Genomic DNA, 12975 nt, shown 5'->3' with positions numbered 1-12975 from the left:
TTTTATAGGTTAAATAAATACCAATATTATGCTTAAAAGTCAGCATGTTATTTACGATAAACTAGAAGCTTTTATTAAAAAGTATTATACCAATGAACTCATTAAAGGATCACTTTTCTTTATTGGTTTAGGTCTAATTTATTTTTTACTTACCCTTTTTATTGAATACTTTTTATGGCTTAAACCTAGTTATAGAACGTTTTTATTTGTTCTATTTATAATTGTAGAAGCTTATTTGTTCTTTCGTTTTATTTTGATTCCAATTTTTAAGCTTTTTAAATTAAAATCGGGTATTGATTATAAAGTAGCTTCAGCTATAATTGGAACCCACTTTTCTGAAGTTCAAGATAAATTGATCAATTTTTTACAGCTATCTCAAGATCAATCTTCAGTATCTTCGGAACTAGTTTTAGCTTCTATTGAGCAAAAATCCAATACACTTTCTCCAATTCCTTTTGGGAATGCTATTAATTTTAAAGCAAATTCTAAGTTTTATCCTTTAGCGTTAGCTCCTATAATTTTGGTCTTTCTTATTTATTTCACGGGAAACAGTGCTGTTATTTCTCAAAGTTTAAATCGTGTTGTTAATTTTAGTTCCCCTTTTCAGCCACCAGCGCCATTTAAATTTATTATTCTCAACAAATATTTACAAGTAGAGCAAGGTTCTGATTTTACTTTACGTTTGAAAACAGTTGGTAAAGTAATGCCTGAAAACATTATCGTTTTTTTAAATAATGAAAGTTATTTTATGGAACAGGATGCCCAAGGAGAGTTTTCATTTAAAATTACAAAACCTATTCAGTCTTTATTGTTTCACGTGGAGGCTAACGGAGTTTTATCCCCAGATTATGAATTGAATGTAATTGAAGTTCCTTCTATTGCCGACTTTGAAATGTATTTACAATTTCCGGGTTATCTAAATAAAAATTCTGAAATTATCAAAGGCACAGGTAATGCTATGGTTCCTGAAGGTACAGTGGTTACATGGAAATTGAACACATCTAAAACACAATCTGTAGCTTTTATTGAAGATAATCAAAAATCTATTTTCGTTAAATCTAATAATACTTTCCAATTAGCTAAACGAATTTCTAGAAATCTGGATTATCAAATTACTACTTCTAATAATGCTGTTACTAATTTTGAGAAACTCAATTATGAAATTAACACAATAGCAGATCAGTTTCCATCTATCATGGTATCTAAGGCTCCGGATAGTCTCAATGTTAGTGCGAATTTTGTTATTGGTCAAGTCTCTGATGATTATGGACTTTCGAAACTACAAATTGTTTATTATGATCGTAAGAATCCATCGCAGGTTAAACGTGGAACTATTGCTGTTAAGAAAGCATCGTTTGATCAGTTTGTCTTTGCTTTTCCTAGCAATTTACCTGTTATTGAATGTGTAGATTATGAATATTATTTTGAAGTTTTTGATACTGATGCTTTGCATAATTTCAAAAGTTCAAAGTCTTCTATTTTCTCAAATAGGGTAGTAACTGAAGAGGAAAAAGTAGCTGAAGTTTTAGAGTCGCAGTCCCGTAATGTTTCTGGACTTTCTAAATCTTTAAAGCAACAAGATAAACAATTTTCGTCTTTAGATAAATTGCAACAACTAGGCAAAGAAAAGGATAATCTGGATTTTAAAGACCAACAAAAATTGGATGATTTTATGCAACGTCAATCGAAACAGGATGGTGCTATGAAAGATTTTACAAGAAAAATGAATGAAAACCTTTCTCAATTTAAAACGGAAAAGAAAGATCCTTTTAAAGAAGAGCTTCAAAAACGTTTAGAGAAAGCCGAGAAAGATTTAGATAAAAATGATAAGTTATTAGACGAATTAAAATCCTTAACGGAGAAAATGCAGAATGATCAATTGTTTTCTAAGTTAGAAAAATTTAAACAAAACAGTAAGAATCAAGTTAAGAGTTTGGAACAATTAGTTGAGCTTACAAAAAAATATTATGTAGAAAAGAAAGCGGAACAACTACAAGAGCAACTTTCAAAATTAGCTAATAAGCAAGAGAATTTATATAATGATGATAAACTCAATAAAACCGAAAACCAGAAAGAGATTAACGATGAATTTAATTCTTTAAAGAAAGAACTGGATGCATTGTCTAAAGAGAATAAAGATTTAAAAGCACCTTTATCTTTACCAAATTCAGATTCTAAAAATAAAGATGTTGATGAGGAATTGAATAAAGCTATTTCTGAATTATCAAAAAATAACAAAGTAAAAGCTAAATCAAATCAAAAGAACGCATCTAAAAAGATGAAACAAATGGCGCAAGAAATGGCGCAAGAAATGGAGTCTGCTGAACAAGAACAAATGCAGGAGGACGTTGCTATGTTGAGACAAATTTTAGATAATTTGCTATCATTTTCATTGACTCAAGAAGACCTAATGTATCAGTTTAAAAAGTTTAAACCAGGTTCACCTGCGTTTAATAAAAACATTAAAATCCAGCAAGATTTGAAACAACAGTTCAAATATGCCGATGATAGTTTGTTTGCAATATCACTTAGAAATCCAAGATTTACAGATGACATTACGAAAGAAATTGGAGCTGTGTCGTATAATTTAGATAAGTCACTTAGTAATTTTACCGATGCTCAAATTTCAAAAGGGCTATCTCATCAACAGTACACAGTTTCGAGCGCTAATAAATTAGCTGATTTTTTAAGTTCTATTTTAAGCAGTATGCAATCACAGATGTCGGGTATGGGTAAAGGTAAGCCTAAACCCGGAAGTAATGAAGGAATGCAACTTCCAGATATTATTAAAAAGATGGATGGCTTAGCCGATAAAATGAAGCAAGGTCAAAAGAGTGGTAACACCCCTAAACCGGGTAGTAGTGGAAAATCATCTCAATCTGGATCAAAAGGTGAAACTGGTGAGGGAGAAGCTCAAGATATTATGGATATTTATAAAGAACAACGCCAGTTGAGAGAGTCGCTACAAAATGAACTTAACAATAAAGGCATTGGAGCTAAAGCTCAGAATGCTTTAGAGCAAATGAAAGCTTTAGAAAAGCAGTTGCTTAATAAGGGTTTTAATAATGAAAATATGCAACGTGTTTTGAATATTAAACAAGAACTACTCAAGCTTAAGACAGCTATTCAAGAACAAGGTGAAGATACAAAAAGACAATCAGATACAAATCAAAAAGAATTTAAGGGTAGTTCAAATAGGGTTCCAGCTGCTTTATTAGAATATTTAAATAGTAAAGAGATTTTAAATAGACAATCCCTACCTTTGCGCTCTAATTTTAACACTAAAGTTCAAGTTTATTTTAAAAGCAAATGATCAATTTTAATTACGAATCCACGTTCATATTAGACAATGAAGATAGTTATGCTACATGGTTGTCTGCTGTAATAGTTTCAGAAAATAAAAAGGAAGGAGAAATAAATTATATTTTTTGTGATGATGAATACCTTCACAAAATTAATCTTGAGTACCTTAATCACGATACTCTTACAGATATCATTAGTTTTGATTACTCTATAGGTAATGAATTAAATGGAGATATTTTCATTTCCATTGAACGTGTTCAAGATAATTCTAATGACTTCGAGGTAAGTTTTGATCAAGAATTAAAAAGAGTCTTAGCGCACGGTATACTTCATTATTGCGGTTATAAAGACAAGAGTGATTCTGAATCATTATTAATGAGAAAGAAAGAAGATGAAAAGATAGTTATGTTTCACGTGGAACACTAATCTTTTATTTATTCTATTTCGTTCCACGTGGAACACAATTTTTTAGTAGTATTTTATTGTTCCACGTGAAACATAATATAGTATCAACTGTTATATAGTTCCACGTGGAACACAATATATTTTAAATTGTTAATTAGTTCCACGTGGAACATATACTGAATTTTTAAATTCAATCCGTAAGGATTAAAATTTTATATAGATGTTTTATCAAGAATATGATGTTATTGTAGTGGGAGCTGGTCATGCTGGTTCTGAGGCTGCGGCTGCCGCTGCTAATTTAGGTTCGAAGACACTTTTGGTTACCATGAGTTTGCAGAACATTGCTCAAATGTCTTGCAACCCTGCAATGGGTGGAATTGCAAAAGGGCAAATTGTTAGAGAGATTGATGCCCTCGGTGGGTATTCAGGAATTGTTTCAGACAAGACGGCAATTCAGTTCAAGATGCTCAATAAATCAAAAGGACCTGCTATGTGGTCTCCAAGAGTTCAAAGTGACCGAATGCGTTTTGCTGAGGAATGGAGGTTGATGCTGGAAGGAACTCCAAATCTTGATTTTTACCAAGAAATGGTTAGTGGGTTGATTATCGAGAATGGAGTAGTCAAAGGGATCAAAACTTCATTAGGCTTGGAGATTCGTTCAAAATCTGTGGTGCTTACAAATGGTACCTTTTTAAATGGATTGATTCATATTGGTGATAAGCAATTTGGTGGAGGTCGTGCAGGGGAGAGTGCTTCTTATGGAATTACTGAAGATCTCGTTGCTGTTGGTTTTGAATCTGGCCGAATGAAAACTGGAACGCCACCGCGTGTTGATGGACGATCACTTGATTATTCTAAAATGAATGAAGAGAAGGGTGATGCCAAGCCGGATAAGTTTTCTTATTCTGATTTCACTAAACCTTTGGCTTTCCAAAAATCATGTCACATGACGTATACTTCTCTTGATGTTCATGACATCCTTAGAGAAGGTTTTGATCGTTCTCCAATGTTCAACGGTCGTATCAAAAGTTTAGGCCCGAGGTATTGTCCGTCTATTGAAGATAAAATTAATCGTTTTGCAGATAAAGAAAGACATCAACTTTTTGTTGAGCCTGAAGGTTGGAATACCTGTGAGGTGTATGTGAATGGTTTTTCTACTTCTTTACCCGAGGATATTCAATTTAAAGCTTTGCGTTCTGTTGTGGGTTTTGAAAACGTAAAATTTTTTAGACCAGGTTATGCGATAGAATATGATTATTTTCCACCAACGCAATTGAAGCACACTCTTGAAACGAAATTAGTATCAGGTTTGTTTTTTGCTGGTCAAATAAACGGAACTACAGGATATGAAGAAGCAGCTGCTCAAGGATTGATGGCTGGAATAAATGCGCATTTAAAGATCAACGAAAAAGCTCCTTTGATTTTAAAAAGAGACGAAGCTTATATCGGGGTTTTAATAGATGACTTAATTACTAAAGGAACAGAGGAGCCATATAGAATGTTTACCTCACGTGCAGAGTACAGAACTTTATTGCGTCAGGACAATGCAGATTTTAGATTAACTCCAATGTCATTTGAAATTGGTCTTGCTTCTGAAGCTCGTTTGCGCAGAATGGAACATAAATTAAAAGAGTCTGAAAAGATGGTTGCCTTTTTTAAAGAGACTAGTGTTTCTGTATCTGAAGCTAATCCTATTTTAGAATCTAAAAAGACTGCATTGATTACGCAAGGGGATAAAATGTTTAAAGTTTTTTCTAGACCACAAATAGATTTAGAAGATATCTTAAAATTCGAAAAAGTGACTGTTTATATTGATGAGCACGATTTAGATCAAGAGATTTTAGAACAAGCGGAAATTCAAGTAAAGTATTCTGGTTATATTGAAAAGGAACGAAATAATGCAGATAAGTTATTGAGACTCGAAGATGTTAAGATTCCTGAGAATTTTGATTATGAAAAAATAAAGTCTATGTCTATTGAAGCCAAACAGAAATTATCCAAAATCAGACCGGTTACTATTTCACAAGCTTCCAGAATAAGTGGTGTATCTCCAAGTGATATTTCTGTATTGTTGATTTATATGGGGCGTTAAGTAAGTCTTCATTATTCAGTATATAGTCTTAGTTGACCTTCGATTTTTATTTATACTGTTATTGAATACTGAGTACTAAAATTGTTCCACGTGAAACTACGGCGTGAAGTCCTGCTGTTATTGATAATTTAGAATAATACATAATTCCAACCCTGAAAGCTTTGATAAACGCTTTCAGGGTTTAGTTTAAAAACAAAACATAAAGAAGATTTAATTAATGGACATTTTAAACAAAAAACATTTTTTAACCGTTAAAGACTATTCTGTTTCAAAAGAAACTTTTGAGTTGTATCATGACGAAGATTTGGACATGTTGATAACAACTCCGCAACCAAGTTTAGAAAATTTAGGAAAGTACTACGAAAGCGTAGATTATATTTCACATACTGACAGTAAGCGTTCGTTGTTTGAAAAAGCATATCACTTCGTAAAAGGCATTGCATTAAAAAACAAACTCGATTTGATTAATTCCTTTCAACCAGATAAAGGAAGGATTTTGGATATTGGAGCAGGAACAGGAGATTTTTTATCTGTTGCAAAACAAAACGGTTGGCAAACCATAGGAGTAGAGCCAAGTGAAAAAGCAAAAACGATAGCAAAAAATAAAGGTGTTGCTTTTGTTGAAAAAACAACAGCATTAGAAAATCATTCTTTTGATGTAATTACCATGTGGCATGTTCTAGAACATGTTCCTAATTTAGAAGAGCAAATTTTAGAACTGAGGCGATTACTTAAACCAAATGGAACTTTGATTGTAGCCGTTCCTAATTTTAAATCTTTTGATGCAAAACAGTACGGAACTTTTTGGGCAGCTTATGATGTGCCTATTCATTTTTGGCATTTTTCGAAAACAGCTATAGAAATGCTTTTCGAAAAAGAAAGAATGAAATTAGTAAAAGTACTTCCAATGAAATTTGATGCGTTTTATGTGAGCTTGCTTTCAGAAAAATACAAAACTGGAAAAATGAATTATTTTTCGGCAATTTGTACAGGACTCAAATCAAATTGGTATGGAAAGAGAAAATCTGAGTACTCATCGCACATTTATGTGCTTAAAAACGACCAAAAATCAATTTAAGCGCTTTTAAGGCCCTATTTAGAGTTTAAATACTGTATAATATCGCTTTTTTTTAATTTTTAATTTAAAAGCGATTGTGTGGGTCGTTTTTAATAGGCTAAAATTATTTTTTTAATTAGGTGCATAAGTAAATACTATAGCGATTAAAATGACTAATTTTTTAAGTTTTTGCTAATGCTGTCTATTTTTTTATATTTTTGTCACTGTTACTAAAATCATTTACAATCACAACAAAATTTAATAATTACCAATCTCAAATAATAAATAAAATTACTATGAATAAAAAAGCGTTAGTACTTGTTGCTTTAACAATTGCACTTGTATCTTGTAACAAACCAGCAGAAGCATCTAAGGAAGTAAAAACGGCTTATGTAGATACGTCTGAATTAATGAAACAATATACCGAAGCTAAAGATCTTGAAGCCAAATACAAATCTAAAGCAGAGGAGAAGGGAAGACAATTAGAAGTTGAAATTAATAGATTTAAGCAAGAAGCAGCAAACTTTCAATCACAAGCGCAAGCTAATGGTCAAGAATGGGCTCAGAAAAAAGGGGCTGAATTGCAAAAAAGAGAACAACAATTAGGTTATGCTCAACAAGCTTTATCACAAGAGTTACAAGCTGAAAGTGGTAAAGAAATGGATTCACTAGTAAGTGGTGTAAAGAAATTTATTAAAACATACGGTAAAGAAAAAGGTTACGCATATATATATGGAACTGGAGATGCTGCTTCTATCTTGTATGCTGAAGATAAATTTGATATTACAAAAGATATCATTAAAGCATTGAATGATAAATATAAAGCTCCTGCAAAAACGGAAGAAAAAGCAGAAGCTAAAAAATAATTAGCATCGAGATTCAAAAAATCGCCTTCATCTATTATTAGATTGAAGGTTTTTTTTTGCTTATTTTTTATAGCTATATTTTTTTTTAATTGGGAAAAGAATTCATTTTTAGTAAACCAAAGCGTACTGGTTTTTGATTCCTTGGTTTTAGCATTGAATCTTTTATATTTTGTAAATCTATCTATCAAGAGAAATTTTTATTTCATTTAATTACTTTGATTGATCTATTTACTCAATTTATCGGTTTACTAATAGATTGATTAAACTTAAAAATTTACTTTATTTACGAATTTAGAATAGTCAGCTTATTTTTAATTGAATTTTCGTTTACTATATTTGCTTTTTTATATACACGCCTAATGCAAACTATCTCTGAAGCAGCAGCTTACACACTTCGGTTTATCAATCAAACGCAACGTTCTATTTTTCTAACAGGAAAAGCTGGTACAGGAAAAACCACTTTACTTAAAGAAATCATTGCTACTACACATAAGAATACAGTGGTCGTTGCACCTACAGGCATTGCGGCCTTAAATGCTGGAGGGGTTACTATTCATTCCATGTTTCAATTGCCTTTTGGAGGTTTTATTCCAGATAATTCGGCGCCACAATTCTCTAATAGTACTAAGTTTGAAACGAAGGCTACTTTGCGTAGGCATTTTAAAATGAGTGGTTTGAAAAAATCGGTCATTCGTAATATGGAGCTGCTAATTATTGATGAAGTTAGTATGTTACGCGCTGATTTACTGGACGCTATAGATTTTATGATGCAAACAGTTCGTTCTAAAAACAGCCCTTTTGGAGGAGTTCAGGTTTTGTACATTGGGGATTTACTGCAATTGCCACCTGTTATACGGGATGAGGAATGGAGCACTTTAAGGAATTACTACAAAGGGAAATTTTTCTTTCATTCCCATGTTATTCAGCAGTTTCCACCATTGTATATTGAATTATCAAAAATCTTCCGACAGACAGATGATACTTTTATTTCAGTGTTGAACAATTTGAGAAACAATCAGATCACCGCTCTTGACATTCAAACCTTAAACCAATACGTACAACCTAATTTTGATTTAAAAGCTAACAAGGGTTACATCACTTTAACTACCCACAATCACAAAGCCGATACGATAAACGCACAAGCGCTTGAGGATCTTGAAGGGAAACTACAGGTATTTCAACCGGAAATCACGGGTGATTTTCCAGATAAAATTTTCCCCGTGGAACATGATTTGAAATTAAAAGTGGGTTCGCAAATTATGTTTGTCAAAAATGATTTGTCCTTTGATAAACATTATTTCAACGGGAAGATGGGTGTGGTACAATCTCTCGCGCCCAGAGAAATTGTAATTTCATTTCCTGAAGAAAACAAAACGATCGAGGTTGAAAAATACGAATGGCAAAACATACGGTACACCGTAAATGCCACAACAAAGGAAATAGAAGAGGAGGTTTTAGGCACTTTTGTGCATTACCCGATCAAATTAGCGTGGGCGATAACCGTTCATAAAAGTCAAGGACTTACTTTTGAGAAAGCAGCGCTTGATGTATTGCAAGTTTTTCTTCCTGGGCAGGCGTATGTAGCATTATCACGTTTACGTTCCTTAAATGGGCTTATTTTGCTTTCTCCGCTGCGTATGAATGGTATTTCAAACGATCAGGATGTAATGGACTATTCTTTGAACAAAGCTTCGGATACTGTTCTAGAAAACGCCTTGCACTTTGAAACTAAGAATTTCATTCATCAATACTTGGTTAACAGTTTTAATTGGAGTGATTTAGCGCAACAATGGCGCAACCACAAGTTTAGCTATACTGAAAATTCTGAAAGTACTGGCAAATCAAAACATGCGCTTTGGGCCAGAAAACAAATGGAAATTGTTGAGCAATTACTTGAACCTTCTGCAAAATTCATAAATCAATTAAATAAACTTTTTGCTCCAGAAACTGTAGATCTAAACCATGTAGCAACTCGAGTGCAAGCAGCATTTTCTTATTTTTTTAAGCCAATGGACGACTTGGTATTTGAAATCCTTTGGAAAATAGAAGAGATAAAGCGAATCAAGAAAGTAAAAGCCTATTACGAAGAGTTGGTTTTGCTAGAGGAATTTCAAACAAAAGCCGTACTTCGTTTAATGAAAGCCCAACTTTTAATTGAAACAGTGGTTGCAGGCGAAACCATTTCTAAAGAAAAATTAACTTCAGACGAAATCCAAAAATACATTAACAGAAAAACGGAAGCCATTCAAAAACAGTTCAAAGAATTGAATGTTACTTTAATTGAAGATGAGCAAGATGTGCAGCGTTATACTAAAAAGAAAAGTAAAACAGCTGTTGTAAAGAAATCGACCTATCAAGAAACGTATGAGCTGTGGGTAGAAAAGAAAAGCATACCAGAAATTGCAGCATTGCGAGTACTTACCGTAAATACTATCTACTCTCATTTTGTTAAGTTGATTCAAACCAAGGCGGTTTCTATTAAAGAGGTTTTATCAGAGCAAACACTTCAAGATCTTGAGCAAGCTTTTGCGGGATACAAAGAGGAATCTTTAAATGCTTTAATGGAAGAAAACGGCCAAAAATTTTCATGGGAAGAAGCGCGCATGTTTAAAGCGAGCTTGAATTAAGGTTTTTTGATTTAAGGCTAATAGTTTGATACTCTTTTGATTCTGAATTAATATCTTTAAAAAGAACGTTTATAAGTAGCCTAAAGTAAGTAATACGCCTTGAGGTAACCATAACATAGCCCAGGTAGAAGTGAAAATCCTTATGCGCCGGGTTTCGGCGTATAAGATTGTAACGGATAGCTGGAATTGCTTCTCAAAAAAATCCCCAGGAATAAAATTTTGGACGCTCTGAATTCACCTGCAAGAGCATTTATTTAACAAGAAAAATACCTTTTTAAATCTCCATTCATTTTATAGTATCATAAATACACGTAAAAATACGCAGTTACCGTTGTGATAATTGTTTTAGTTTTGAGTGCCCATAAACCAAATTAAATTTTTGGTGTGTTCTTAAATTAGGCGAAAGAGATTGATATATCAAACTGAAATTAGGAATGATTCAGTAAATAGTGGCCATCTAGCAGTCAACAAAAGGCAATATGATTTGCTAAATCGTTCGCTAGTTTGGTTCAAAAACTGTAATAGAAACTATCAATTAAACTAAAAATAACTATGACAACATTTACAAGAGCGAATGCATGGAACAAAGGAGGTACCTTTGAGAATTTAGATCTTTTGTGGTATGCAAAAGCAGTAGGCGTGATGAAATCAAAACCAATTAGTGATCCCACAAGTTGGTGGTTCTACGCTGCTATTCATGGAGAATATCTAACGAGTGATTTTGGTACAGGTACGGCACCATCTGGCTATCCTAACTGGACTAAAATCAATTCAATACCTACAACAGCTAATCTTGGTACATTACCTAATCAAAGTTTTATCAGTTTGTTTTGGAATCAATGTCAGCACGGTACGTGGTTTTTTCCTCCTTGGCATAGAGGGTATTTAGTAGCTCTTGAAAATCTTCTTAGGGATACCATAGTTGAATTAGGAGGACCAAGCGATTGGGCCTTACCGTATTGGAATTACATGAGTCAATCCCTAATTTTTGAAGAAAACTATATTCCGCCAGCATTTACTTCTTCAGAGTTGCCTGATGGAACCGCAAATCCTTTGTATGTACCAGAACGATATGGAGTTACGGGTAACCCTACGAACGGTATATTTTTAATAGTGGGAACGGGTTTGACTAATTCTATTAATGATGAATGTCAATGGGATACTTTATACAGTAGCGGTGCTGATTCACAGGAAGATCCACAAACGCCTCCTGACGAAGAAGGCATAACTATTTTTGGCGATCATTATGGTGGTGCACAAACAGGTTTTAGTCATAGCAATGGTGGTTTTGGAGATTTAGAAATGAATCCTCATAATTTTGTGCACGGTATGGTTGGAGGATTAAATTCAGAATTTTGGTCTTTTTCAGGTACTAATTTTACGGTGCAAGCAAACCAACCTTGGCAATCTACAGGAATAAATATTGTTCAAGGAAGTTCCACAGTTTTAGTGTCCTTTGTGAGTGGAGCTTGGACTGCAGATCCAAATGATAATGGCGGTAAACTATATGATGCTAATGGTTCTCCAGATATTGTTGTTCCAGTTAATCAACCGCTTTATCCAATGGTTAATGTAGCTATGGGAGCTCTAGTTGGGAGAGTAAATGACGGAACTCCTTTTTTAATAGGAGATGGGGCTATTGTACCAAATGTAAGTAGTGGTTTATTAGAAGTTTGCATAAATGACGATTTAACGGGTTCATATGGTGCAGGTTTAACAGATAATACCGGTGCTGTTACAATTAGTCTTACTAGCACTCCAAGTGAGGAATATGAAGGCCTAATGGCTGATCCAGGATTAGCAGGTTTAGACCCTATTTTCTTTCTACATCATGCCAATATTGATCGAATGTGGGCTGCTTGGAATGTAACAGGTAATAATAATAATCCAACAAATCCAAATTGGTTAGCAGGTCCTTCAGCGCAAGGAAATTCAAGATTTGCAATGCCACTGGACTCGGGTGGAAAACCATGGTACTACACACCTGATGATGTTAATAGCACTACTGATTTAAAGTATTATAATCAAGCTCTTTACTCGTATACTTATGATGATCTTTCCTTAACTTCATACAGTAAAGTACCTCCAGCTACCGCAGTTGAAAAATCCGTTTTGCGTTTATCTAAACTTGGAGTTACTGTAAATCCTAATGATCATCCTATGCCTTCAAAAAGTAATGCTGAGCTAGTTGGCGCAAGTAGCAATTCTATTAAATTGAATAGTGGTACAACCCAAGCAAGTGTAGCACTTGATACCAGTGCATGGAAATCGGTCTCTAGGAGCTTACTTAAAGCGTCTTTAAGCGCAATGCCTGATGAAGTTTATCTTTTATTAGAGAATGTAACAGGGACTAATAATGCTAATTTTTTATCCGTATTTGTAAACGGGACCTTAGTAAAAACAGTTTCACTTTTTGGTATTCGAATGGCATCCATGAAAAATACTGCTCACGGAGGTTCTGGTCTTACTTTTAAATTTAATATTACGAGTATTGTTGATGATTTGCATCTTGCAAATAACCTCACTTTGGAAGCGCTCCATGTCGAGATAAAAACATCAAATCCTTTGCCTAATAATAGTGAAATTACTGTAGGCAGGATAGGAATTTACCGTTCTGGCAAATAA

At 33.6% G+C, this 12975-nt stretch carries 7 protein-coding genes; all 7 read left to right on the top strand.

Annotated features, from left to right (window positions below):
* Positions 1–28: 28 nt before the first annotated feature.
* The 7 genes from FJV36_RS15185 (at position 29) to FJV36_RS15155 (ending at position 12975) form a co-directional block, all read left to right on the top strand.
* Positions 29–3313 (top strand): DUF4175 family protein, encoded by a 3285-nt coding sequence (locus tag FJV36_RS15185; RefSeq protein ID WP_158728042.1) that lies wholly within the window; start codon positions 29–31, stop codon positions 3311–3313.
* A complete protein-coding gene (ybeY, locus tag FJV36_RS15180; protein WP_158728041.1) occupies positions 3310–3729 on the top strand; it encodes an rRNA maturation RNase YbeY in 420 nt (139 codons plus the stop codon). The genes FJV36_RS15185 and ybeY overlap by 4 nt, the downstream gene beginning before the upstream one ends.
* A 199-nt stretch (positions 3730–3928) precedes the next feature.
* A complete protein-coding gene (gene mnmG, locus FJV36_RS15175) occupies positions 3929–5800 on the top strand; it encodes a tRNA uridine-5-carboxymethylaminomethyl(34) synthesis enzyme MnmG (RefSeq protein WP_158728040.1) in 1872 nt (623 codons plus the stop codon).
* Between the two features lie 217 nt (positions 5801–6017).
* Entirely contained in the window at positions 6018–6878 is an 861-nt protein-coding gene (locus tag FJV36_RS15170; RefSeq protein ID WP_158728039.1) for a bifunctional 2-polyprenyl-6-hydroxyphenol methylase/3-demethylubiquinol 3-O-methyltransferase UbiG, read from the top strand.
* A 275-nt stretch (positions 6879–7153) separates the two neighbouring features.
* Entirely contained in the window at positions 7154–7723 is a 570-nt protein-coding gene (locus tag FJV36_RS15165) for an OmpH family outer membrane protein (protein ID WP_158728038.1), read from the top strand.
* Positions 7724–8082: 359 nt separating this feature from the next.
* On the top strand, positions 8083–10350 hold the full coding sequence (locus FJV36_RS15160; protein WP_158728037.1) for a helix-turn-helix domain-containing protein: 2268 nt from the start codon (positions 8083–8085) through the stop codon (positions 10348–10350).
* 552 nt (positions 10351–10902) lie between these two features.
* Entirely contained in the window at positions 10903–12975 is a 2073-nt protein-coding gene (locus tag FJV36_RS15155) for a tyrosinase family protein (RefSeq protein ID WP_158728036.1), read from the top strand.

It is taken from the genome of Flavobacterium sp. I-STPP5a (genome assembly GCF_009764685.1).
Classification (GTDB): Bacteria; Bacteroidota; Bacteroidia; order Flavobacteriales; family Flavobacteriaceae; genus Flavobacterium.
The sequence above is the reverse complement of the archived record's forward strand: the minus strand, read 5'-3'. Positions and strand labels throughout refer to the sequence as shown.